At 71.1% G+C, this 22,550-nt stretch carries 22 protein-coding genes and 1 pseudogene; 10 read left to right on the top strand and 13 right to left on the bottom strand.

Going from position 1 to position 22,550, the window contains the following annotated elements; genetic code table 11:
* Positions 1 to 73: 73 nt before the first annotated feature.
* From CLV43_RS08305 to CLV43_RS08280, 6 genes are all read right to left on the bottom strand, one after another.
* Positions 74 to 742, bottom strand: coding sequence for a polysaccharide deacetylase family protein (locus CLV43_RS08305; RefSeq protein ID WP_106186464.1), 669 nt, complete (start codon positions 740 to 742; stop codon positions 74 to 76).
* 116 nt (positions 743 to 858) lie between these two features.
* A complete protein-coding gene (locus CLV43_RS08300) occupies positions 859 to 1,560 on the bottom strand; it encodes a glycoside hydrolase family 11 protein (protein ID WP_106186463.1) in 702 nt (233 codons plus the stop codon).
* Positions 1,561 to 1,988: 428 nt separating this feature from the next.
* Complete coding sequence (locus CLV43_RS08295) at positions 1,989 to 2,615, bottom strand: hypothetical protein (protein ID WP_106186462.1); 627 nt, start codon at positions 2,613 to 2,615, stop codon at positions 1,989 to 1,991.
* Positions 2,616 to 2,634: 19 nt separating this feature from the next.
* On the bottom strand, positions 2,635 to 3,801 hold the full coding sequence (locus CLV43_RS08290) for a GDSL-type esterase/lipase family protein (protein ID WP_106186461.1): 1,167 nt from the start codon (positions 3,799 to 3,801) through the stop codon (positions 2,635 to 2,637).
* Between the two features lie 138 nt (positions 3,802 to 3,939).
* Complete coding sequence (locus CLV43_RS08285) at positions 3,940 to 5,559, bottom strand: DUF1996 domain-containing protein (RefSeq protein ID WP_106186460.1); 1,620 nt, start codon at positions 5,557 to 5,559, stop codon at positions 3,940 to 3,942.
* Between the two features lie 191 nt (positions 5,560 to 5,750).
* Positions 5,751 to 6,344: a TetR/AcrR family transcriptional regulator gene (locus CLV43_RS08280; protein WP_170155746.1), complete on the bottom strand. Its 594-nt coding sequence runs from the start codon at positions 6,342 to 6,344 to the stop codon at positions 5,751 to 5,753.
* An 86-nt stretch (positions 6,345 to 6,430) separates the two neighbouring features.
* Here CLV43_RS08280 and CLV43_RS08275 point away from each other — a divergent pair, with 86 nt between their 5' ends.
* The 3 genes from CLV43_RS08275 to CLV43_RS08265 are packed head-to-tail and all read left to right on the top strand — an operon-like array spanning position 6,431 to position 8,527.
* On the top strand, positions 6,431 to 7,582 hold the full coding sequence (locus CLV43_RS08275) for an epoxide hydrolase family protein (RefSeq protein ID WP_106186458.1): 1,152 nt from the start codon (positions 6,431 to 6,433) through the stop codon (positions 7,580 to 7,582).
* 37 nt (positions 7,583 to 7,619) lie between these two features.
* Complete coding sequence (locus tag CLV43_RS08270; RefSeq protein WP_106186457.1) at positions 7,620 to 8,027, top strand: TIGR03618 family F420-dependent PPOX class oxidoreductase; 408 nt, start codon at positions 7,620 to 7,622, stop codon at positions 8,025 to 8,027.
* Entirely contained in the window at positions 8,024 to 8,527 is a 504-nt protein-coding gene (locus tag CLV43_RS08265; RefSeq protein WP_170155745.1) for a cupin domain-containing protein, read from the top strand. The genes CLV43_RS08270 and CLV43_RS08265 overlap by 4 nt, the downstream gene beginning before the upstream one ends.
* 19 nt (positions 8,528 to 8,546) lie before the next feature.
* Here the strand turns inward: CLV43_RS08265 and CLV43_RS08260 are convergent, their stop codons facing one another.
* Together CLV43_RS08260 and CLV43_RS08255 are read right to left on the bottom strand one after the other, a co-directional pair.
* The gene (locus CLV43_RS08260) at positions 8,547 to 9,953 is read right to left on the bottom strand and encodes an amidase (RefSeq protein WP_106186455.1); all 1,407 of its coding nucleotides are present in this window, start codon (positions 9,951 to 9,953) and stop codon (positions 8,547 to 8,549) included.
* Between the two features lie 27 nt (positions 9,954 to 9,980).
* Positions 9,981 to 10,559 carry a TetR/AcrR family transcriptional regulator gene (locus CLV43_RS08255; protein ID WP_106186454.1) on the bottom strand — a complete coding sequence of 193 codons (579 nt, stop codon included), beginning with the start codon at positions 10,557 to 10,559 and terminating at the stop codon, positions 9,981 to 9,983.
* Positions 10,560 to 10,663: 104 nt separating this feature from the next.
* On the opposite strand from CLV43_RS08255, the gene CLV43_RS08250 reads away from it, so the two are divergent.
* On the top strand, positions 10,664 to 11,407 hold the full coding sequence (locus tag CLV43_RS08250; protein ID WP_245886215.1) for an alpha/beta hydrolase: 744 nt from the start codon (positions 10,664 to 10,666) through the stop codon (positions 11,405 to 11,407).
* A 407-nt stretch (positions 11,408 to 11,814) separates the two neighbouring features.
* Here the strand turns inward: CLV43_RS08250 and htpG are convergent, their stop codons facing one another.
* Positions 11,815 to 13,698, bottom strand: coding sequence for a molecular chaperone HtpG (gene htpG, locus CLV43_RS08245; RefSeq protein ID WP_106186453.1), 1,884 nt, complete (start codon positions 13,696 to 13,698; stop codon positions 11,815 to 11,817).
* 192 nt (positions 13,699 to 13,890) lie between these two features.
* On the opposite strand from htpG, the gene CLV43_RS08240 reads away from it, so the two are divergent.
* The 3 genes from CLV43_RS08240 to CLV43_RS08230 all read left to right on the top strand — a co-directional run bounded on the left by CLV43_RS08240 (position 13,891) and on the right by CLV43_RS08230 (position 15,680).
* Positions 13,891 to 14,268: a hypothetical protein gene (locus CLV43_RS08240; RefSeq protein ID WP_106186452.1), complete on the top strand. Its 378-nt coding sequence runs from the start codon at positions 13,891 to 13,893 to the stop codon at positions 14,266 to 14,268.
* Positions 14,269 to 14,480: 212 nt separating this feature from the next.
* Entirely contained in the window at positions 14,481 to 14,849 is a 369-nt protein-coding gene (locus CLV43_RS47655; protein ID WP_170155744.1) for an STAS domain-containing protein, read from the top strand.
* 126 nt (positions 14,850 to 14,975) lie between these two features.
* Positions 14,976 to 15,680, top strand: a complete 705-nt coding sequence (locus CLV43_RS08230; protein WP_146174689.1) for an HNH endonuclease family protein — start codon at positions 14,976 to 14,978, stop codon at positions 15,678 to 15,680.
* Positions 15,681 to 15,687: 7 nt separating this feature from the next.
* On the opposite strand, the pseudogene rho reads toward CLV43_RS08230, so the two are convergent.
* Positions 15,688 to 16,806, bottom strand: a pseudogene (rho, locus tag CLV43_RS08225) (transcription termination factor Rho); the annotation flags it as partial.
* 521 nt (positions 16,807 to 17,327) lie between these two features.
* Here rho and CLV43_RS08220 point away from each other — a divergent pair.
* Entirely contained in the window at positions 17,328 to 17,759 is a 432-nt protein-coding gene (locus CLV43_RS08220) for a hypothetical protein (protein WP_211304280.1), read from the top strand.
* 106 nt (positions 17,760 to 17,865) lie between these two features.
* On the opposite strand, the gene CLV43_RS08215 is transcribed toward CLV43_RS08220, so the two are convergent.
* A complete protein-coding gene (locus CLV43_RS08215; RefSeq protein ID WP_106186448.1) occupies positions 17,866 to 19,077 on the bottom strand; it encodes an MFS transporter in 1,212 nt (403 codons plus the stop codon).
* 32 nt (positions 19,078 to 19,109) lie between these two features.
* Complete coding sequence (locus CLV43_RS08210) at positions 19,110 to 19,679, bottom strand: TetR/AcrR family transcriptional regulator (protein ID WP_106186447.1); 570 nt, start codon at positions 19,677 to 19,679, stop codon at positions 19,110 to 19,112.
* 155 nt (positions 19,680 to 19,834) lie between these two features.
* On the opposite strand from CLV43_RS08210, the gene CLV43_RS08205 reads away from it, so the two are divergent.
* Both CLV43_RS08205 and CLV43_RS08200 read left to right on the top strand, forming a co-directional pair.
* On the top strand, positions 19,835 to 21,109 hold the full coding sequence (locus CLV43_RS08205) for a hypothetical protein (protein WP_106186446.1): 1,275 nt from the start codon (positions 19,835 to 19,837) through the stop codon (positions 21,107 to 21,109).
* A complete protein-coding gene (locus tag CLV43_RS08200; RefSeq protein ID WP_106186445.1) occupies positions 21,106 to 22,173 on the top strand; it encodes a transporter substrate-binding domain-containing protein in 1,068 nt (355 codons plus the stop codon). The genes CLV43_RS08205 and CLV43_RS08200 overlap by 4 nt, the downstream gene beginning before the upstream one ends.
* Positions 22,174 to 22,179: 6 nt before the next feature.
* On the opposite strand, the gene CLV43_RS08195 is transcribed toward CLV43_RS08200, so the two are convergent.
* On the bottom strand, positions 22,180 to 22,542 hold the full coding sequence (locus CLV43_RS08195; protein ID WP_106186444.1) for a CU044_2847 family protein: 363 nt from the start codon (positions 22,540 to 22,542) through the stop codon (positions 22,180 to 22,182).
* Between the last annotated feature and the right edge of the window lie 8 nt (positions 22,543 to 22,550).

Here is a 22,550-nt window from a genome sequence, read left to right as displayed (position 1 = left end):
GCTCCCACGACCGGGCGCACCGGGCACACGGCCGTCCCGGTCGGCGTCGCACCGCCGACCGGGACGCCCGCGGTCAGCCCGGCGCCACCGCCCGGCCGGTCTGCGGCGAGATCATGCCCGCGCACAGCCCGCGGCTCGCCAGCCCCTGGGCGATCCGCGGGATCGCGGCGCGCGTGTTGGCGGGCCAGTCGTGCATGAGGATGACCTGGCCGTTGGTGAGCCGCGCGTTGGCCGCCACGATCGCGTCGGTGCTCGCCCCGTTCCAGTCCTGCGAGTCGACGTCCCAGATGATCTGGGTCAGGCCGTACTTGGCCAGCACGGTCCGCAGCGTCGCGTTGGTCTCGCCGTAGGGCGGGCGGAACAGCCTCGGCGTGCCACCGCCCGCGTTCGCGATCGCCTGCTGGGTCCGGGAGACCTCCGAGTCGATCTGCGCCTGGCTCTGCTGCACCAGGTGCGGGTGGGTGTAGCTGTGGTTGCCGACCCACATGCCCGCCTGGACCTGGGCGCGGACCTGGGACGGGTTGGAGGCGGCGTACTGGCCCTCGTTGAACATCGTGGCCCGCAGCCCGCTCTGCCGCAGAGCGGTGAGCAGGGCGGGGGTGCTGCCCGACGGGCCGTCGTCGAACGTCAGCCCGACGTAGCCGTTGCACGCGGCGGCGTGCGCCGGTGCGGCCGTGACGGCGCTCGCCACGACCATCGCCGCGGCGGCCAGTCCGGTGAGCAGTGGACGGGTGGATCGCATGCGGGTTCGCTCCTTCAGCCTCGCTGGTGGGTCGGCGGTCTCCCGCGGACGGGAGACCGCCGTTCAGGGTCGAGTGCCGTCGCGGAGGGCGACGACCGTCCCGGCAGGCGGGAGGGTCACTTCACCGTGATGTTGGAGTTGCCGCTGCTCTGGTAGCCCTCGGTCGCGAGGATCATGTAGTAGTTGAAGCTGCCGAGCCGCATCCCGACCCGCGACCAGGCGTCGAAGTGGTTGCCGGTGGTGATGGTGCCGCCGGTCTTCTTCTGCTGCCGGACGCTCCAGAACTGGGGGAACGTCTTGTTGTTCCCCTCGATCGACGGGGCGTTGTACCGCATCGTCTGGTAGATGTCGTAGGTGCCGCCGTCGGTGGTCACCGTGCCCTTGTAGGTGCCGGTGGGCCGGTAGGTGCCCCAGTTGTCGACGACGTAGTACTCGACGAGCGGGTTGGACGTCCAGCCGTAGAGCGCCAGGTAGCCGTTGCCGGACGGGTTGAAGCTGCCCGAGTACGTCACGGTCCGCCGCGAGCCGTTGCTCCAGCCCTTGCCGCCGACGAAGTTCCCGGTGTTGGTCCACTGGGTGCTGTAGTTGCCGCCCGACCCGAGGGTGATGCAGGCGGACCCGCCGCCGTCGCTCCACCACGAGTAGTAGTAGCCGTTGTGGGTCCCGGTCGAGTTCGAGCAGGTGGCGGTGGCGCCCACGTCGGCGGCACCGGCCGCGCCCGGCAGCAGCGCCATCACCAGTGCGGCGCACGCACCGCCGGCCAACATCCTGATGCGGCCGCGCCTGCGGCCCTTGGGCAGGGCAAGGACGTCGGTCATCGTGTTCCTCCTCGTTGAGGGTTGACGCGGCGGCGGGGCAGCGTGGGACGACCCGGAGGGGTTGTGGTGGGTGGCCGATGACGGCCTCCGCGCGTCGGCGTCGCACGACGCTGCGGGGTCGCCGGTCGTCGTGCGCTCGACGACCGGACGGCCGGGCCTCCTCGGGTGGCCCGGATCGACGTGGCTGAACCTGTCGACACCGACAGTGTTGGCGCGACTCCGCGCGGTTGTCAATATGTTTCGGGAATGTTTCGGAAACTATCCGCCGTGGGTAGTCCGGTAAAAGTGTTGAGCCTGAACGGATGTCGTGGTCAGGACGCTCCAGTCGGTCTGCGCTGCTGAATCGATCGATCAGATTCGGGGATCGACACTGTCGAAAGTTTCGAGACGATCATGTCGGAATGGGGTCCACAATGGACTACTCGCCGTCACGGCCGCCGGGGGCGGTGCCGGGCCTCGGCGTCGTCGAGCAGGGCGTCCAGGGCCGCCTTCGCCTCCACGGCGGTGGTTCCGGTCGCGGCGCGCCACGTCCTGATCGCCCCGAGCCGGTCGCCCGCACGGGCCTGGGCCACGGCGGTCCTGGCGTGCGGCGGTTGACCGGGCAGCCGCGCCGGGACGGGGCGGCCGCGCGGCTCGCCCGCGCGGCCCGTGGGGTCGTGCTCGTCGACCGCGGCGTGCAGGTCGCCCATCGGACGGCGGTCCGGCGGCGCGGAGCGGACCGCCGTCAGCTCCCACCCGATCCCGGCCCGGTCCTCGTCCGGGGCGACACCCAGCAGCGCCGGGTCGTCGAGCAGCAGGCAGACGTTGCCCACGACCTCGTGCTGCATCGCCCGCACCACGTCGGTGAGGTCGTCCGGGTCCACCCCGCGGGCCAGGATCCGGTGCAGGGCGGCGGCCGTCGGGTGCTCCGGGACGGCGCCGGGCGGCGTGCCGCGCGACCACGACTCGACCCACGCCGGGGTGCCGTCCACCTCGTCGTCCTCGTCGACGACCAGGCGCCACAGCTCGGCCAGGAACCGGGACCGCGCGTGCCGCGGCCAGTCGTCGTCGGTCATCGGCCGATCCTGGCACGGGTCAGCGGGCGAACGCCCCTCCGGCCCCGAAGGCCAGCTTCGCGAAGCGCTCGCCCATGCGCTGGTGCGTGGCGGCGTCGGGGTGCAGCCGGTCGGGCAGCGGCAGCTCGGCGTGGTCCGCCTCGCCGTAGAGCGCCAGCCCGTCGAGGTGGTGCAGGTGCGGGTCGTCGGCGGCCCGCTGCGCCGTGATCCGGGCGAGCTCCTGGCGGATCGCGGTGAGCGTGAGCTTCCCGGCCGCGCGCTCCGCGGGGTCGCCGGTGGCCCGGAACCGCACCGTCCCGGCCCGGACGGCCTCCAGGTCGAACGCGCCGGGACCGGGCGTGTCCTCGTGGATGGGGCACAGGACGGGGGAGATGACCAGCAGCGGCGTGGTCGGGTGCCCGTCGCGGATGGTGTCGAGGAACCCGTGCACCGCGGGGCCGAAGGCGCGCAGCCGCATGAGGTCGGCGTTGACCACGTTGATGCCGATCTTGACGCTGATCAGGTCGGCCGGGGTGTCCCGCATGGCGCGGGCGGTGAACGGGTCGAGCAGCGCGCTCCCGCCCAGTCCGAGGTTGACCAGCTCGACACCGCCGAGCGAGGCGGCCAGCGCGGGCCAGGTCGTGCTGGGGCTCGCGGCGTTGGAACCGTGGCTGATCGAGCTGCCGTGGTGCAGCCACACCCGGCGGCCCCGGTCCGGCACGGGCTCGACCGGCGCGTCCGTGCGCAGCCCGACCAGCTCGGTGCGCTCGTTGTGCGGCAACCAGATCGCGACGTCCTTGGCGTCGGGGGAGAGGCCGGTGAACCGCAGCGTGTCCACGGGCCCCGACCGGGTCTCGACGGCTCCGGTCGCCATGTCCACGGTCCGCGCGTCACCACCCGTCGCACTGGCCTGGGCGACCAGTCGGCCGTCGACGAGCAGGTCGTAGACCCCGGCCGGGCGCGGCGGGAAACCGAGGAGGTCCACCGTGGTCCGGAACACGTCCAGCTCGATCGCGGTCGCGCTGGTGCGGAAGGAGAGCCGCACACCCGAGGGCTGGGACTCCGCGGAGGCCAGCTGCGGGTCGGCGCACTGCGCGCGGGCGCGGGCGGGCAGCCGGTGCGGCAGCAGGCCGTGCTCGGTGCGCTCCAGGTCGGCGGCGCCGCGCAGGACGTCCTCGGTGATGGGCGTGGTGGTCCAGTGGTTCATGTGGACAGCTTGTCAACCGCGTTCCGGGCGCGCACGTCCATTTCCGCCACGTCGCGGGGCCGCGCTCCGGTGGCGCGACGGGAAAGGGCGGCCACCCCGTCACCGGGATGGCCGCCCTCGCCGATCAGTCCTCTGTGGTCACTCGCGGCAGGTCTTGCCCCGGTTGATGCAGTTGACCAGGCGGTTCATGATGCTCTGCGACATCACGTTCGCGAAGTCGTCGTGGTCGCTGACCGGGTTGTGGCTCTCGGTCGGGAACGAGTCGACCTTGTACTGGCCCTTGCGCTGGATGTCCCTGGGGATGTTGTAGGTCAGGGTGATGCGCAGCTGCGGGACGGCCTTGAAGCCCTGGCCGCACTTGCCGGTGTTGGGGTCGGGGAACACGATGTGCGTCCGGTGGTTCGCGGAGTCGGTGTTCTTGCCGTCCCAGCAGCTCGGGAAGTCGTGGATGCGCTTGACCTTCGCGCCCCGCGGGCAGATCGGGTACTGCTTGATCTGCACCTTGTCCTCGAAGCCGGAGCAGGTCCACGAGTCGCGGGCGTTCTTGGTGCCGTTGATGGAGATCTTCGCGTCGCCGTAGAGCACGCGGAGGAACTTCGGCATCGCGGTGACCTTGCCGACCGGGCTGCCGCGGAAGGTGATCTCCGCCTTCTCCGGGCGCTGGATCACACCGTCGTTGCCGGGGAGCTCGTTGTTCTCGTTCTCCTCCTCCTGCGCGGGAGGAGTCTGCGCGGGCGGGGTCTCGCTGTTCTCGGAACCGTCCGGGATCGGGGCGGGGTTGTTGCCGTCCTTGATGCCGCACTGGTCAAGGCCCTTGAGCGCGTCGATCTGCTTCTGCAGGTCGGCGATCTGGTCCTGGAGCTTCTTCAGCTCTTCGATGATCTTGTCGAGGGCCGCCTTGCGCTGGTCCTCCAGCGGGTCGAGCACCTCGGCGGCCTTGGCGGGCGCCACCACGGCCTTGTCGTTCACCTTGGGGGCGTCCACGGTCTCCGCGGCGAGCTTCTTGTCCGCGTCGTCGGCGACCTTGTCCACCTTGTCGAGCTGCTTGGACACCTCGGGAACGGCCGCGTCGGGCACGTCCTCCAGCTTGCTGGCGATGTCGGGGCAGGCGACCCGCGGCGCCGCCTGGTCCTTCTTGTCCTCGGCGGCCTGCGCCTTGCGCTCCTCCACCTTGGCGGGCGGGTTCGCGGTCTGCGTCGCGGTCTCCGGGAGCGCGGCCGCGGAGTCGTCGTTGGCCGCCACGTCCTTGTCGATCGCGGCCTTGTCGTCGACCTTGGGCGCGTTCTGGTCGACCTTGTTCTCGGCCTCCTCGTCGGCCGTGTCGATCCTGATCACCGGCCAGAAGTAGGCCGACTTGTCGCCGTTGCGGCACGTCGTGCCCGCGGCGAGGAGGCTCTTGTCGTTCGACTTCGCGTTCGTCGACAGGTTGCCGACGTAGTCGTGCAGGTGCTGCGCGCCGTTCTCGACGCCGGGAGCGGCGATGAAGTTGTCACCGTTGAAGTGACCGTTCCTGTTGGTGCCGCAGTTGACGGTGAACGTGCCCTTGGAGGCGTTGCCCTGCTTGTTCACCGCCTTGACGTTCGGCTTCACCTTCGTGATGTCGACGAACAGCGACTTGTCCACACCGTCGGCGTAAGCCTCGTCGTCGCCGGTGGTCGTCACGACGACCACCGCACCGGCGGCGATCGCCACGGCTGCTCCCAGCGTGGCCAGCTTCGTTCTGCGCGAGATGTGGTGACGTCCACCTGTCCGGGTCATGCGATGCCCACCTCTGTCGTCGTGGTACTGCCGAGGACGGCGTTCGAGGCCGGCTCAACCGGGCATACGCACGAGCGACGCGACGACCCTCAAACGAGTTCAGGGCGTTATCGATTCGTTACCTTAGGGTTGGCTGAAAACCGACCTGGGCGGACGTCCCGGTGCGACCGTGCGGTCTGCGTTCGGGCACGTCATCCCTTGTGCGCCAACAGAGGGAGCAGCACTTCGTCGACGAGCCGGTGTCGAGCCGCGGTGTCGGGAGCGGTGCCGTCGAGCACGATGGACAGGAACACCTGCGCCACGGCCAGTCCGAGCACGGCGGGCGCGCTCGCGGACCTCACCTCCTCGCCGCGGGCGGCGGCCCGTCGGCAGATCTCGGCGGCGGTCCGGTCGGAGGCGCCGAGGATCTGCGCGCGGACGAGCTCGCGCAGCGCCGGGTCCACGCGGATCGCGCCCAGCAGTCCCAGCAGCGAGGGGCCGCGCTCGCCGACGAGCGCGCGGGCGATCCCCTCGACGGAGACGAGGAGGTCGCCGCGCAGCGTGCCCGTGTCGGCGATGTGCAGGGCGTCGCCCTCGGCGTGGCGGCGCAGCGCCTCGGCGACCAGCTCGGTCTTGCCGGGCCACTTGCGGTAGATCGTCATCTTCGACGCCTTGGCCCGCGCCGCGATGCCGTCCATGGTGACGCGCTCGTACCCGATGTCGGCGATCAGCTCGATCGCGGCGGCCAGGATCGCGTCCTCGCGCGCCTTGCCGCGCAGGGGTGATGGTGCTTGGTCGCTGCCCACTGCTGCTCTCCTCGACTTGTGTACTGTACGGTATCGTACAGTACGAGGCGTTCGACGCCCTCCCGGTTCGTTGAGGAGAAGCATCCATGACCGACCAGATCCACCCCTTCACGCTCTCGATCCCCGAAGACCGGCTCGCCGACCTGCGGGAACGCCTGCGGCTCACGCGCTGGCCCGATCGGGAGACGGTCGACGACACCGGGCAGGGGCCGCGGCTGGAGAAGATCCAGGCCCTGAGCCGGTACTGGGGGAGCGACTACGACTGGCGGCGGTGCGAGGACCTGCTGAACGGCTTCGGCCAGTTCCGCACGGTCGTCGACGGCGTCGACGTCCACTTCCTGCACGTCCGCTCGCCCGAGCCGGACGCGTTCCCGCTGCTCATGACCCACGGCTGGCCGGGGTCGGTGCTCGAGTTCCGCAAGGTGGTCGGCCCGCTCACCGACCCCGCCGCGCACGGCGGCGACCCGCGCACGGCGTTCCACCTCGTCATCCCGACGATGCCGGGCTTCGGGTTCTCCGGGAAGCCGACCGGGCCGGGCTGGACGCTCGCGCGCACCGCCGACGCGTGGATCGAGCTGATGGACCGCCTCGGCTACGACCGCTGGGGCGCCCAGGGCGGTGACCTCGGTGCCGGGGTCACCGACGAGATCGGCCGGAAAGCGCCTCCCGGATGCGTCGGCCTGCACCTGAACTTCGCGATGTTCTTCCCCACGCCGCGGGAACGGGCCGAGGCCACGCCGGACGAGCAGGCGATGCTCGACAGCGCCGACTACTTCTGGGACAACCTCTCCGGCTACGCCAAGGAGCAGTCCACCCGACCGCAGACCATCGGCTACTCCCTGGCGGACTCGCCGGTGGGCCAGGCGGCGTGGATCTACGCGATGTTCCAGGACACGTGCGGCACCCCCGGCGACGCCGAGGCGTCGTTCACGCACGACGAGCTCCTGGACGACATCATGCTGTACTGGCTGCCGAACACCGGCGCGTCCTCCGCCAGGACCTACTGGGAGATGGCCCGCGCCCGCGCGGCGGGTCCGCCCGCGGGCCCGATCGCGCTGCCCACCGCGTTCACCATGGCGCCGCGGGAGCACGTGCGGAAGTCCCGGCGCTGGGTCGAACGCCGCTACTCCGACGTCGTCCGCTTCACCGAGCCGGACGTGGGCGGCCACTTCCTCGCCCTCGAACAGCCCGACCTCTTCACGGCCGAGGTGCGAGCCGCCTTCGCCGCCTTGCGCTGACCACGTCCAGGACGTCCACCACGGAAAGCGACCCGACATGACCAACCTGCCAGACGGACTGCTCGCCCTGCTGCACCGGCCGAGCCCCTGCTTCATCTCCACGACCATGCCCGACGGCTCGCCGCACCTCACCCAGACGTGGGTCGACACCGACGGCGACCACATCCTCGTCAACTCCGTGCAGGGCTACCGGAAGGTGCGCAACATCGAGCGCGACCCCCGCGTGGCCGTCAGCGTGTGCGACCCCGACGACACGTCGAGCTACTACGGCGTGCGCGGACGGGTCGTCTCCGCCACCACCGAGGGCGCGGCCGAGAACATCGAGAAGCTGGCCATGAAGTACATCGGCGCCCCCTACCCGTGGTTCGGCGGGCGGGACCAGGTGCGGGTGCTCCTCGCGATCGCCGTGGACAAGGTCGTGCACGCACCGCGGGAGCTGTCGTGACCGTGCTGCCCTCCGGTGCCGCCGCGAGCGTCCCGTACGTCTCCGGTCCGGCGGACTCCCCGGCCTACTGGCACGTGGGCACCTACTGGCGCGTGCTCGCCGACAGCGCGCAGACCGACGGCAGGTCGTGCACCTTCGACGAGCTGTGCCCGCACGGGCTCGTCGCCCCGCCGCACGTCCACGACCACGAGGAGGAGGCGTTCTTCGTGCTGGAGGGCGACTTCGTGTTCACCGTGGGGGAGAAGGAGGTCGAGGCCGGGCCGGGGAGCTACGTCTACCTGCCGCCGGGCGTCCGGCACGGGTTCCGCGTCGAGTCCGAGATGGGCAGGCTCTACAACACGCTCACGCCGGGCGGGTTCGAACGGGAGATCATCGACCACGGCGTCGCGGCCGAACGGGTCGCCATGCCGCCACCGGGAACCAGTGCCGTGCCGTTGTGGCTGCGGCTGCGGCCGGCCCGTCCACCCGCGCCCTGGGATCCGGAGTGGACGGACGTGTGACCGGATCCGCCTGTCGCGCCTAGAGGTCGGGACGGCGGCCGTGGACGGGGCTGACCGACTCCAGGGCCGCGCCGACGCGCAGGACGGTGGGCTCGTGGTACCAGCGTGAGACGACCTGCACACCGATCGGCAGGTTCCCGGCGGAGGTGCCGAACGGCAGGGCCATCGCGGGGAGGCCGGTGAGGTTGAACGGGACCGTGGCGCGCATGATGCCGTGCGCGGGCACGGTCACCCCGTCGACCTCGAACCTCGACAGGGCGTGCGGCGGGGCCGGGATCGGGCACACCGGGCACAGCAGCACGTCGTAGCGCTCGAAGAACGCGGCGAACGCGGAACCGAGCAGCTCGACCCGGTGCCGCGCCTCGAGGAGGTCGGCCGGCGACACCTCGGGTGCGTCGACCGCCCGCCGGACCGCCTTGTGCAGCCCGGCCTCGCGACCGGCGACGACCCGCCGGAAGTACGGCCCGACCTCGGCGGCGAACAGCACCGCGCTCAACGCCGTTCCGTCCACGTCCTCCAGGCCGACCGGCGCGGCGGCCTCGACGACGCATCCCAGGTGCCGCAGGGCATCGGCGGCGGCCTCCACGGTCGCGGCCACCTCCCGGTCGACCGGTCCGAACGCGGGCGAGGTCGCCCAGGCCACCCGCAGCCCGGCCAGGTCGGTCGGCGCGTCGGCGGTCGACGGCGAGTGCCGCACCTCGCCGTCGACACCGTCGGGCCCGGCGAGGATCGGGAACACGGCCGCGATGTCCCGCACGCCACGGGCCATCGGACCCACGTGCCAGTACCGGTGCGGCACCTCGGGCCAGTGCCCGGTGATCGGTATCCGGCCCCGTGTCGCCTTCAGCGCCACGATCCCGGTGTCGTGGGCGGGGCCGCGCACCGAGATGGCCACGTCGCTGCCCAGTCCCAGCGGCGACATCCCGGCCGCGATCGCGGCCGACTCGCCACCGCTGGAGCCGCCGGGCGTCCGCTCGGCGTCCCACGGGTTCAGGGTCCTGCCGACGAGCGGGTTGTCCGTCTCGGTCCAGTAGGAGAACTCCGGCAGGTTGGTCTTGGCCAACGGGATCCCGCCCGCCGCCCGCAGGCGTGCGACCGCCGTCGCGTCCACCTCGGCGACGTTGTCCCGGAACAGCGCCGACCCGCGCGTGCTCACCACCCCGGCCACGTCCAGCGAGTCCTTGACCGTGAACGGCACCCCGTGCAACGGCCCCAAGTCCGCTCCCGCCGCCACGGCCTCGTCCGCCGCGGCCGCCGCGGCGAGCGCCTCGTCGGCGAGCACCGCCACGAAGGCGTTCAGCCTCGGGTTGACGCTCTCGATGCGGTCCAGGTGCGCCCGCACCACCCGCACCGCGGACACCTCGCGGGTGCGGACCAGCCGGGTCAGCTCGACCGCGTCGAGGTGGTGGAGCTCGTTCTCGTCCATCGCCGGACATCCTTCCACCGCAAGCGATCAGTCCACCCGGCGCAGCCCCGCGACCAGGACCCGGACCATCCGCCGCACGTCGTAGCGCTCGCTCTTGCCCGCACCCGCGCAGAGCCCGCCGACCCCCAGCATCAGATCGGAGGCGTCCTGGTCGGGCTCGATCTCCCCGGCACGGGTGGCGGCCTCGACCAGGTCGGTGCACACCGGCACCAGGCGTTCGAGGAAGTACGAGTGCAGCGGGTCGAAGCACGGGTCCTCGGACTGCAGCGCGGTCGCGAGGCCCTGCTTGGTGACCACGAAGTCCACGAACAGGTCGATCCACCGCCCCAGCGCCTCGTACGGACTGGCGCTCCCGGCCGACAGCACCGGACCGGCCTCCACCAGGTTCTCCACCTGGTGCCGGTACACCGCCACGATCAGGTCCGCCCGCGTCGGGAAGTGCCGGTAGATCGTCGCCGTCCCCACACCTGCCTTCGCCGCGATCGTCCGCAACGGCGCCTCCACACCCGCCGTCACGAACACCGCCGCCGCCGCGTCCAGCAGCGTCTTCTCGTTGCGCCGGGCGTCCGCGCGCTTCGGCACCGCCTGCTTCCCGCCGTCGTCCACCGCAACCACCCTCCCGCACCCGACCTTGCCAACCGGGACAGTGTCCCATATGTTAATCGGGACAGTGTCCCGTTTCTCCGCTAAGGCGGTCCGGGGCGTTCTACATGGACGGAGTGAAGATCATTTCCACATACCTGCTGGTACACGGCGCCTGGCACAGCGGCCGGGCCTGGGACCGGGTCGTGCCCTTGCTGGAGCGGGCCGGTCACCAGGTGTTCGCACCTTCGCTCACCGGCTACGGCGACAAGGCGCACCTGCTCAGCCCCGACGTCGGCCTCGACACCCACGCCGCCGACGTCGTCGACCTCATCACCGAACACGACCTGACCGACGTCGTCCTCGTCGGCCACAGCTACGCGGGCCTGGTCATCTCCTCCGCCGCGAACCGCGTCCCCGACCGGATCGCGGAGCTCGTCTACCTCGACGCCATGGTCCCCGAGCACGGCGAAACCGCCGCCGACATCATGCCCATCACCCACACCCTCATCGACCAGGCGTTGAAGTCGGACAGCGGCTGGCGCGTCCCCCCGCTCCCGGAACTACCACCACCAGCAGGTCACTTCGGCGTCACCGACCCCGCAGACCTCGCCTGGCTCCACACCATGCTCTCGGACCAGTCGGTCCTCAGCCTCCAACAACCGGTCCACCTGGACAACCCGGCAACCACCAGGATCCCCCGCACCCACATCCACTGCACCGTCGGCAAAGTCGACGGCATCAACCGCCGCCCAGTCCCCACAACCCAACCGAACGGCACCCCAGCCCAAATCTGGGAACTCCACACCGGCCACGACTGCATGATCACCACACCAACCGAACTGGCAGACCTACTGCTCAAGCTCGGCTAGTCAACTAGTCAAACGGCCGGCAGCGCCGGCACCTCCAGTCCGACGCGCAGCGAGGACGCTCTGTCCGACGCGCAGCGAGCACGCCCTGTCCGACGTACAGCGAGCGCGCCAACCCCCTCCCCGTCGGGCGCAGCCCGCCGGCGCGCATCCGGCGCGAAGCGCCTGGGGCCTTGTCCGCAGCGGAGCAAGGATGCCTGAGTCAGGCGAAGCCTGATGCCTGAGTCGGACGGAGTCCGATGCTGGCGAAGCCAGACTTCCCCTCTGCCCCCGATAAACAGCGCCCTCCTGCCTTGCCCCCCTTTGTCAAGACAGCTTCACCGTCTTGACAAAGGGGGGCAAGGCATTGAGACAATCGCGCACCGGGGGCCGGGCTTCGCTCTTCCCCTAAACCCCCACACCCACAAAGATCAGAGCGTCCGCTCCAACCTCTGCGCCATCAACTTGATGAACCGAGCCGGATCCCCCAGCTCCCCGCCCTCAGCCAACAACGCCATCCCGTACAACAGCTCCGCCGTCTCCGACAGCCCTTCGTCCCCGGCCCGTTCCCCGAACGCCGCCCTCAACCCGCTCACCAGCGGATGCGTCGGGTTCAGCTCCAGGATCCTCTTCACCTTGGGCATCTCCTGCCCGGACGCCCGGTACATCTTCTCCAACGTGGGCGTGATGTCGTGCGCGTCGCCCACGATGCACGCGGGGGAGGTCGTCAACCGGGTCGACAGCCGCACCTCCTTCACGTCCTCCGCCAGCGCCGTCGTCATCCACGCCAGCAGGTCCGCGAAGTCCTTCTTCGCCTCGGCGGCCTTCTCGTCGTCCTTCTCGTCGAGGTCCACCTCGCCCTTGGCGATCGACTGGAACTGCTTCCCGTCGAACCCCGACACCGCTTCAACCCACATCTCGTCGATGGGGTCGGTGAGCACCAGGACCTCGTACCCCTTGGCCTGGAAGGCCTCCATGTGCGGCGAGTTCTCGATGATCGTGCGCGACTCGCCGGTCAGGTAGTAGATGTCGGTCTGGCCGTCCTTCATCCGCGCCACGTAGTCCTTCAACGTGGTGGGCGCCTCGGCGTCGTGGGTCGAGGCGAAGGAGGAGATCTCCAGGATCGACTCGCGGTTGTCGACGTCGTCGAGCAGGCCTTCCTTGACGGCGGCGCCGAACGCGCTCCAGAACGTCGTGTACCGCTCGCCACCCTCCTCGGCCATCATCGACTTGACCGTGGTCAGCACCTTCTTCACCAGGCGCTTGCGGATCATCCGGATCTGCCGGTCCTGCTGGAGGATCTCGCGCGACACGTTGAGCGACAGGTCCTGCGCGTCGACGACGCCCTTGATGAACCGCAGGTACTCCGGCATCAGGGCTTCGCAGTCGTCCATGATGAACACGCGCTTGACGTAGAGCTGGACGCCGCGCTTGCGCTCGCGCATGAACAGGTCCAGGGGTGCCTGGGCCGGGATGAACAGCAGCGCCTGGTACTCGAAGGTGCCTTCCGCCTGCATGCGGAAGGTCTCGAGCGGGTCGTTCCAGTCGTGGCTGATGTGCTTGTAGAACTCGTTGTACTCGGACTGCTCGACCTCGCTCTGCGAGCGGGCCCAGAGCGCCTTCATCGAGTTCACGGTCTCGAGCTCGTCGCCGTCCTCCGACGAGGCCATCTTGACCGGCCAGGTGATGAAGTCGGAGTAGCGCTTGACGATCTCGCGGACCTTGCGGGCCGAGGTGTAGTCGAACAGGTGGTCGTCGGTGTCCGCGGGCTTGAGGTGCAGCGTCACCGAGGTGCCCTGGGGCGCGTCCTCGGCGGGCTCGATGGTGTAGGTGCCCTCGCCGTCGGACTCCCAGCGCACGCCCTCGGTCGAGCCCGCGCGCCGGGTGACCAGGGTGACCCGGTCGGCGACCATGAAGCTCGAGTAGAAGCCGACGCCGAACTGGCCGATCAGGTCCTGCGAGCCCGCGGCGTCCTTGGACTCCTTCAGCTTGCGCAGGAACTCCGCCGTGCCGGACTTCGCGATCGTGCCGATGAGGCTCACGACGTCGTTGCGGCTCATCCCGATGCCGTTGTCGCGCACGGTCAGCGTGCGCGCGTCCTGGTCGATGGCGATCTCGACGTGGAGGTCGTCGGTGTCCGCTTCCAGGTCCTTGTCCCGGAAGGCCTCGAGGCGCAGCTTGTCCAGCGCGTCGGAGGCGTTCGAGACGAGTTCCCGCAGGAAGACGTCCTTGTTCGAGTAGATCGAGTGGATCATCAGCTGGAGGAGCTGGCGCGCCTCGGACTGGAACTCGAATGTCTGGGTCGACGTGGTCACGTTCGGCGATGTTACCGAAGGCCCCGCGCGCGGGTGGGGAGTCCCCGCCACTACGCGCCCGTGTCACCCGGTGGGTGGAAGTCGTCCGGTCGGCAAGGCAACCGAGGGGTGCTCACGAGCGTGGGTGGGGGTGATCGACATCGTCGGTCGACTGGGGGCGGACCACCGTGGTCCGGCCGGAAGGAGACGAGAATGAGGATCGCCAAGACCGCCATCGCCGTCGGGCTCGCCACGGGCGTGCTGCTCGGTGGTGCGGCCCAGGCGCAGGCGCAGGACGAGGTGGCGGCGAAGAGCTGGTTCTACCGCGTCACGACGTGGCACGACGCGACCGTCCGGTCCTGCCCGGCGACGGCGTGCGCGGTGGACCAGGAGTTCCCGCTGATGGCCGCGGGCAAGACCAACACCGCGTCGTGCTGGCTGCACGGCGAGACGGTCACCGACCTCGGCTACACCAACGACGTGTGGGTGAAGCTGGAGCGCGGCGACAACGTGGCCAAGTACGTCAGCGCCGTCTACCTCGTGGGCGACGAGTACGGCAACATCCCGGCCGACTCGGTCTGCGCGCCCTGATGGGCCGCGGCCCCCGGTCCCCCACGGACCGGGGGCCGCACCACGGTTCCGGTGGAATACGCGGTGTCCACTGTGGACGTCCACTGCGCGCCGCTCTGGTCGGGCCGGGTGAAGTTCCCGATTCGCCCCTCGGGGCCGCGACGGGATGGGTAAGCTGGGCAACGGGTTCAACAGTGAGCTCTCCGCAGACCCAGTGTCCCAGGAGTACCGCCATGACCGGACCTTCGCTCCCGCTCGCCCCCGTGGGGCACGCGCTGACCATCCGGGTCGTGCGCGGCCGCCGCAGTGCGATCGTCCGCGTCGACGGCGAGTTCGGCATCGACTCCGCGCAGCGCCTCGGCCGTGAGCTGTGGGACCTGTGCGAGCGCTTCCCCTTCGTCGTCGTCGACTGCGAGGGCCTCACGTTCCTCGGCTCCGCCGGGTTGACGGTCCTGCTCAAGGTCGGCATCGACGCCCGCGAACGCAGGCACGAGCTGCGCTTCGTCATCACCAAGCCCGCGGTTCTCGCGGTGCTGCGCGTCTCGAAGGCCGACACGGTGCTGTCGGTGTTCTCGTCGATGAACGACGCACTGGCCGACTAGTGCGCGCATTCGGTGCAGTGCGGGCCGCCAAGTGGTCCAACTCCGGGATATAACGCGGATTTCGGGATTATTGGGCGCTCGAACGGGTACTAGGTGATCAAGTTGTACCCCCACCTGGAGGACCCGATGAACCGGCGTACCACGGCCGTCGTGGCCGCACTGGCCTTCCTGCTCGGCGGGTGCGCCGAGCTGAACGACCTCGGCGGTGCCCTGCCCTCCGGTTCCGGCACGGGAGCCTCGGTGGCGGTGGACCGGGTTCCGGAAGGGACACCGGATGCCCCGACCGCCCGCACGCAGCTCACCCAGCTCCCGGCCGGTGGTCTCGGCAAGATGGACGGCTACGAGCGCGACTGCGACGGTGGCGCCGCCTGCGTGTTCGGCCGCCCGTGGCAGGACGTCGACGGCGACGGCTGCGACCAGCGCAGCCAGGTGCTCGCCAGGGACATGACCGACGTGGTGCGCAAGAACGACCGCTGCGCGGTCACCTCCGGCACGCTGCAGGACCCCTACACGGGGGAGACGATCACCAGCACGTCGAAGATCCAGATCGACCACGTGGTGCCGTTGGCCGACATGTGGCGCAGCGGGGCCGCGGCCTGGCCCGCGGAGCGCCGCACGGCCGCCGCGAACGACCTGCGCAACCTGCTTGCGGTGCAGGGCAAGGCGAACCAGTCCAAGAGCGACAAGACGCCCGACGAGTGGATGCCGCCGAACGCGGCCTACGCGTGCCAGTACGCGCGGATCTACGTCGGGGTGAAGACGGTCTACGCGATGTCCGTCACCGACGCGGAGCGCGCGGCGCTGGACAAGTCGCTGGCGACCTGCGGCTGAGCCGCGGTCAGCTGCCCGACCGGGTCGCGCCCAGCTGGGTCAGGAGCTCGATGTTCGTGCGGGTCTTGCGCAGGCCGTCGAGCAGGGTCTCGACCGACTGGAGGTTGTCGCGGCCGTCCAGCGCCCGGCGCAGGGTGCGGGTGACTGCCAGCTCCTCGGGTGACATCAGCAGCTCCTCCTTGCGGGTGCCGGACTGCTCGACGTCCACGGCCGGGAAGACGCGCTTGCCCGCGATCCTGCGGTCGAGCTTCAGCTCGGCGTTGCCGGTGCCCTTGTACTCCTCGAAGATCAGGGTGTCGCCCGCCGACCCGGTCTCCACCAGCGCGGTGGCGAAGATGGTCAGCGAGCCGCCGTCCTCGATGTTGCGCGCCGCGCCGAGGAAGCGCTTGGGCGGCAGCAGGGAACCGGAGTCCACGCCGCCGGACAGGGTGCGGCCGGACGCGGGGGCGGCGAGGTTGTAGGCGCGGCCGAGCCGGGTGAGGGAGTCGAGCAGCACCACGACGTCCTCACCGGCCTCCACGAGCCGCTTGGCGCGCTCGATGGCCAGTTCGGCGATGGCGACGTGGTCGGTGGGGGACTGGTCGAACGTGGACGCGATCACCTCGCCGGGCGCCGAGCGCCGCATGTCGGTGACCTCCTCCGGCCGTTCGCCGACCAGCACGACCATCAGGTGGCACTCGGGGTTGTTCTTGCCGATCGCGTGCGCGATCGCTTGCAGCACAGAGGTCTTGCCCGCCTTGGGCGGCGCGACGATCAGCGCGCGCTGGCCCTTGCCGACCGGCATGACCAGGTCGATCACGCGGGTGGTGAGCGAGCCGGGCCCCGTCTCCAGGCGCAGCCGCTCGGTCGGGTGCACGGGCACCAGGTCGGCGAAGGCCTTGCGGGACAACGCCCGCGCGGCCTCGACGCCGTTGACGGTGTCGACCCGCGCCAGCTGGGCGGACCTGCGCCGCTTCTCGTCGGAACGCGGACGGGCCGCGCCGGTCACGTGGTCGCCGCGGCGCAGGCCGTGCTTCTTGGCGATCTGGGTGGACACGACGGCGTCCGCCGGGCCGGGCAGGTAGCCCGACGTGCGGATGAACGTGGAGTCGCCGCGCACGTCGACGATGCCGCTGACGGGGGTGAGCTCCTCGACCACGACGGTGGTCGGCTTCTCGAGCAGGGTGGTGTTGTTCACGGGAAGTCCTTTCGGGGCAACGATGTCGTTGCGCGGCCGCTTCGTCGAGCGGCGGGGTGGTGTGGTCTTTCGCAGGAGGGAGGCGGGCCGCGGACAGGGGCGGCACACCGGGTCCGTTCGGCACGCGGACGTCGTGGACGACGAGTGCGGCCGGGAGGACCTTCGGAAATCCTCGCGGGAGGCTGGGCCATCATCCGCTGGGATTGCGGCTCAGTGTAGAGGTTTCCGCGCCGGTTGGCAACAAGGACTTTCCAGGCGGTCGGAGATTCCACGTCCGTTGGCACATTCCCGGTTCTCGGGTGGAATTCCGCGCAGGCGGCCGAAGTTGTGCGGCCGTTCGGCCCCATACCGGTTTCGGGTGGGAAGCCACGGGTACCGCTGGGTTGGCCAAGACCACCGCCGAACGGGGCCATCCGACCGGGACTCACCGTCGGGCCTTCGGTGGAAATCCCCTCAGCAGGAGGTACTTCGTGACGTCCGCATCGACCACCGCTCGTTCCGCACTGCTCGGTTCGCTCGCCGCCGGCGCCCTGGCGCTCGCGATGAGCGCACCCGCCACCGCGGCACCGCAGCAGGCGGACTCGGCGGGCACCCTCGCCGCACCGTGCGTCGAGAAGGTCGCCGTCGTGAACAACGGCGGCTTCACGATCAAGTTCGCGGTCAGCACCCGCGAGGGCTCGCTGACCCCCGGTACCGACGTGTACCCGATCAACCAGTCGCGGACGATCGACCTGACCGCGACCGACCTCACCGAGGGCGTCGACGTGCGCCCGATCGTCGAGGCGACCGCCGGCGACACCGTGCCGGGCAACACCTTCGTGTCGTACTGCGCGAACGGGCAGACGGCGACCTACACCGCGAGCGGCACCACGCTGGACTACACCGTGACGCTCATCGGGTGACCTGAACCGACCGGTCGAACCGGGGTCGGATCCACCACGGGTGGGTCCGACCCCGGACCCGTTGGGGCACAACGGGTCTCAACCGCACAGTCCGCTTCGGACAGTCCTACGCGGACTCGGTCCGGTCCACCAGGACGCGGCTGAGCAGCACGGTGACCAGGCCCGCGAACACCACGCTGAGCAGCCCGACCCGCAGTCCGGCGAGGTCGGCGACCAGGCCCACGATCGGCGGGGACAGCAGGAACCCGACGCGCAGCAGCCAGCTCACGACGGTCAGCCCGACCCCGCTTGGCAGGCCCGGCACCTCGTCGGCGCTGTGCATGGCGGCGGGCACGAGGGTGGCGACACCCAGGCCCGCCAACGCGAACCCGGCCAGCGCGGTCCCGACCGTGGGCACCGCCAGCGCCAGCCCCATGCCGACGGCGGCGAAGGCGCCGCCCGCGCGGACCACGGTCCGCTGGCCGAACCGGTCGACGGCGCGGTCGCCGGTGAGCCGTCCGATGGTCATCGCCACCTGGAGGGCGACGAACGCGAGACCCGCGGTGGCGGCGCTGGTGCGCAGGTCGCCGCTCAGGTAGATCGCGCCCCACGAGGAGCCCGCGTCCTCCACCAACGCCCCGCAGGCCGCCAGGATTCCCAACGCGGCCAGCACCTTCACGGCGGGCCCGGTGAACGCCCGCAGACCGGCCGGGGTGACCACGTCGGCCTCCTCGGTCCGCTCGGCGTCGTCGTGGCCGGGCAGCAGGAACCGGTAGGCGACCGCGGCGACCAGGCTGAACAGCCCGGCTGACACGCCGAGGTGCAGCGCGAGCGGCACGTGCAGCCCGGCGGCCGCGGAGCCCATGAGCCCGCCCAGCACCGCCCCGATGCTCCACACGCCGTGGTAGGAGTTCACGATCGACCGGCCGTAGAGCCGCTGCACGCGCAGCCCGTGCACGTTCTGGGCCACGTCGACGACCGCGTCCAGCGCGCCCACCACGAACAGGGCCGCGGCCAGCACGACCCAGTTCGGCGCCAGCGGGATGAGCAGCGTGCTCGCGGCGAGCAGCACGATGCCGGGCGCGGCCACCCGCGCGGACCGGAACCGCCGGATCGCGGTGGCCGCGAGCAGCCCCGCGACCAGCGCGCCGAGCGGGAACCCGGCGAGCGCGGTGCCGAGGACGGCGTTGCTGAGCCCGAGGCTCGCCTTGACCTCGGGGTAGCGCGGGACCACGTTGGCGAACAGCGCGCCGTTGGTCAGGAACAGGGCGGCGACCGCGGCCCGCGCGAGGCGCAGGCGGCGGTCGGGTGCGGTCCCCGTGGGGGCGGCGGTGGACATGGCGGATCCCGTCGTGGCAGTGGCAGGGTCGGTCAGCGGAGGAAGCGGTGCAGCGCGGCGCGGATCTGCTCGGCCGTCATCGGGTCGGTCGACAGGGCGCTGTGCAGGACCAGCCCCTCGACCAGGGCGTCCAGCTCGCGGGCCGTCGTGGGGTCGAAGTGCCGTTCCAGCGCCTGGCGACTGCGGCGCATCCACGTCTGGGTGACGGCCCGCAACGCGGGGATCCTCACCGCCGCCACGTACAGCTCGACGCTGAGCACGATGTCGGTGCCCGCGCCGAGCAGATCGGCGGACACGTGCCGCACGACGGACTCGATGGCCGCCACCCGGTCGGGCGCCTCGCGCATCCGCTCCTCGAAGACGAGGGCGACCGAGTCGGCGTGCCGGGTGAACGCCTCGGCCAGCAGCTCGTCCAGCGACGTGAAGTGGTAGGTCGTCGACCCGAGCGGCACGTCGGCCACCCGTGCGACCTCGCGGTGCGACACACCCGCCACGCCCTTCTCCGCGATCACCGCGAGGGCGGCGTCGATCAGCCGGTCGCGCCGGTCCGGATCGTGCCGCCGCGCCCGCCTGGGCGTCGCCGCGGTGCTGGTAGGGGGCATGCGCACGAGCGTACGCATGGTTGCGTACGGCTGTACGCATGACGTGGCGCGGGGGACAATGGCCGTAACGCGGGCGGTCCGGTCGACGACAGCACGTTGCCGGCGTCGTGGACCGCCCGGCCCGCGCGGGCGGCGTTTCCGGGGGTGGGGCACGGGTGGTGTCGGTGCGGGGGGAGCTGGCCGCGTACCTGCGGCGTACCGAGGGCAGGCTGGTGCTCGTCGCGGCGTCCTCCGCGGTCGCCGCGCTGCTGGTGGGAGTGGTCGGGGTGACGGCCGTGCACGGCCGCCAGGACCAGCTCGACGAGGCCGTGGACCGCAGGGTCGCGCTGGCCGCGGCGGCGCTCGACGTCTACCGCGACCTCGCCGACGCCGACGCGTACTCGCTCAACGCGGTCCTCGTCGGCCCGCAGCAGGCGCCCGACCTGCAGAAGCGGTTCCGGCAGGACGTCTTCGACGCGGCCGACGCGCTGCGCGTCGCCTCGGCTCGGGATCCCGAAGGCACGTCGTCGGCGAAGGTGCGGGAGCTGACCGACCTGCTGCCCGAGTACGTCCGCCTGGTCGAGGTCGGGTGGAGCAACGCCCGGACCAACCAGCCGGTGGGCACCTCCTACCTGTCGCAGGCCTCCTTCCTGGTCCGCGGTCGCATCCTCGTGGTCGCCGACGACCTGCAGCGCGAGCAGACCGAGGCGCTCAAGGCCGCCCAGGTGTCCGCGGGGTCGCCGACCTGGGCGGTGTTCGCGGTGGGCGTGCTCGCGCTCGGGGTCCTGCTGCTGGCCCACCGGTTCGTGGCGCGCCGCACCCGGCGGCGGTTCAACGTCGGCCTCGCCGCCTCCGCCGCGCTGGTCCTGGTCGCCATGGTCTGGCTCGCCACCGCCTCGGCGTTCACGGCGGGCCACGCGAGCGACAGCGTCCGCGAGCTCGACGAGCTGGTCGCCCCGCTGGCGAAGGCCCGCAACGAGGGCAGGCTGGCCGACGGCGACGAGGCGCGGATGCTCATCTTCCCGAAGGCGGACGACGTCAGGAGGCTCCGGGGCGCGCTCGAGTCCGCCGCGTCGGGGATCGACGGAGCCGCGGAGCAGGCGCCGCCGGGGGAGGAGCGCGACCAGGTCAGGAGGGCGGGCGACGCGCTGCGCTCCTGGCGCGCCCACGACGACCTGCTGCTCGAACCCCGGCTGTCGCCACCGACCTACGAGGAGACCGCGGTGTTGATCACCCGACCGGCGGACGACCAGACCACGACCTACGCCCAGCAGGTCGACGAGCACCTCAGCGCGGCGATCCGCTTGCACACCAAGCACTCCGTGGCCTCCGCGGTGTCCGCGCGGGGATCGATGGCCGGGGTGGACGTGGTGCTCGCCGTCCTGCTGACGGCCGCCGCCGCGGCCGCCGTGGCCGGGCTGTGGCCCAGGATCGCGGAGTACTACCGATGAGGGCCGCCACCAGGGCGTCGACGGCCGTCGTGGCGGTGCTCGCCTGCCTCGCCGCGTGCGCCGCGCCGACGCCGCCGCTACGCGAGGACCGGCCCGCGCCCGTGATCCTGCCCCAGGGCTACGCGAGCGAGGCCGTCCACCCGCCGGAGCCCGCCAAGTGCGTCAGCAACGCCGACGCCGGGCTGAGCCTCAACCCCGCGGCGCTGCTGCACGCCCCCGACGGCACGCCGACCGGGCCGAAGCTGGCCGAGATCAGGGAGCGCGGGCGGCTGACCGTGGGGGTCAGCCAGACGACCCCGCTGAGCAGCAGGCGCGACCTGGCCACCGGCGAGATGGAGGGGTTCGAGGTCGACATCGCCAAGGGGATCGCGCGCGGGCTCTTCGGCGTCGACGACGCGTCCAGGCTCTCGCTGGTCACCGTGCCGACCGACCGCCGCCTGTTCACCTTGGACACCACCGAGAACCGGGCGGCGCGCGCCGATGACGAGAACCTGCGCGACATCCCCTCGGTCGACATGGTGATCGCGGACGTGAGCGTCACCTGCGGCCGCGTGGACACCTACGGGCTGAAGTACTCCGCGCCCTACCTGGCCACCAACACCGGCCTCATGGTGCGGGACAAGGGGGAGCGGATCGACGAGCCGAAGGACCTCGTGGGCCGGAAGGTGTGCTCGGGCGCCGGGACGACGAACATCGACGAGATCCTCGACATCCGCGACGACCAGCGCGCGCACGGCCTGCCCGAGGTCATTCCGGTGTCCACTTCGGACACCAGTGACTGCCTGATGCTGCTGCAGCAGGGACTGGTCGACGCCATCTACACCGACGTGCTGATCCTGGAGGGCTTCCACACCCAGGACCCCGGCACGGTCGTGCTCGGCTACCGCAACAAGGAGAGCAGGGTCGGCGTCGCCATGGCCAAGCAGGACGACGACCTCATCAGGTTCGTCAACGAGGTGCTGGAGGGCATGCGCGCGAACGGGAGCATGGAGCGCTCGCGGGACAGGTGGTACCCCGACCCCGCCACCCGGCCGAAGCTCCTCGCCGCCACCTACGTCGACTGACCGCGCTCACTCCTCCACGACGTCCTCCTCCACGGGCACGTCGTCGCGGCGCCACTTGAGCTTGACCTCGAACTGGCCCTGCACCCCGGTGCGGGCGATGACCGCGCCCACCTCCGCGTCGAGCTTGATGCCGAACTTCAGCTCGACCTCGTCGGGCGCGCGGGTCATGGAGGTGAACTCGGCGAGCGCGGCGGCCGCGGCGTCGCGGACCTGGCCGACCGCGTTCTCGAAGGTCACCCTGGCCTCCTCGAGCAGCTTGCCCGGCCGGTTGGCCCTGGCGACACCCGCGGACCCGTCGACCTCCACCAGCACGGTTCCGCCGCCCGCGAGGGCGAACTTGGCGAGTTCCAGGTCGGTCCGTCCGGTCATGGCGTGCT

The organism is Umezawaea tangerina, assembly GCF_003002815.1.
Lineage (GTDB): Bacteria > Actinomycetota > Actinomycetes > Mycobacteriales > Pseudonocardiaceae > Umezawaea > Umezawaea tangerina.
This window is presented reverse-complemented; position numbering and strand designations above follow the sequence as displayed.

Coding starts and splice junctions, on each gene's coding strand:
- CLV43_RS08200 (WP_106186445.1), top strand. CDS start 21,106: ATGAGGGCCGCCACCAGGGCGTCGACGGCCGTCGTGGCGGTGCTCGCC.
- CLV43_RS08215 (WP_106186448.1), bottom strand. CDS start 19,077: ATGTCCACCGCCGCCCCCACGGGGACCGCACCCGACCGCCGCCTGCGC.
- CLV43_RS08300 (WP_106186463.1), bottom strand. CDS start 1,560: ATGACCGACGTCCTTGCCCTGCCCAAGGGCCGCAGGCGCGGCCGCATC.
- CLV43_RS08270 (WP_106186457.1), top strand. CDS start 7,620: ATGACCAACCTGCCAGACGGACTGCTCGCCCTGCTGCACCGGCCGAGC.
- CLV43_RS08210 (WP_106186447.1), bottom strand. CDS start 19,679: ATGCCCCCTACCAGCACCGCGGCGACGCCCAGGCGGGCGCGGCGGCAC.
- CLV43_RS08230 (WP_146174689.1), top strand. CDS start 14,976: ATGAACCGGCGTACCACGGCCGTCGTGGCCGCACTGGCCTTCCTGCTC.
- CLV43_RS08285 (WP_106186460.1), bottom strand. CDS start 5,559: ATGACCCGGACAGGTGGACGTCACCACATCTCGCGCAGAACGAAGCTG.
- CLV43_RS08250 (WP_245886215.1), top strand. CDS start 10,664: ATGGACGGAGTGAAGATCATTTCCACATACCTGCTGGTACACGGCGCC.
- CLV43_RS08305 (WP_106186464.1), bottom strand. CDS start 742: ATGCGATCCACCCGTCCACTGCTCACCGGACTGGCCGCCGCGGCGATG.
- CLV43_RS47655 (WP_170155744.1), top strand. CDS start 14,481: ATGACCGGACCTTCGCTCCCGCTCGCCCCCGTGGGGCACGCGCTGACC.
- CLV43_RS08260 (WP_106186455.1), bottom strand. CDS start 9,953: ATGGACGAGAACGAGCTCCACCACCTCGACGCGGTCGAGCTGACCCGG.
- CLV43_RS08275 (WP_106186458.1), top strand. CDS start 6,431: ATGACCGACCAGATCCACCCCTTCACGCTCTCGATCCCCGAAGACCGG.
- CLV43_RS08240 (WP_106186452.1), top strand. CDS start 13,891: ATGAGGATCGCCAAGACCGCCATCGCCGTCGGGCTCGCCACGGGCGTG.
- CLV43_RS08295 (WP_106186462.1), bottom strand. CDS start 2,615: ATGACCGACGACGACTGGCCGCGGCACGCGCGGTCCCGGTTCCTGGCC.
- CLV43_RS08195 (WP_106186444.1), bottom strand. CDS start 22,542: ATGACCGGACGGACCGACCTGGAACTCGCCAAGTTCGCCCTCGCGGGC.
- CLV43_RS08290 (WP_106186461.1), bottom strand. CDS start 3,801: ATGAACCACTGGACCACCACGCCCATCACCGAGGACGTCCTGCGCGGC.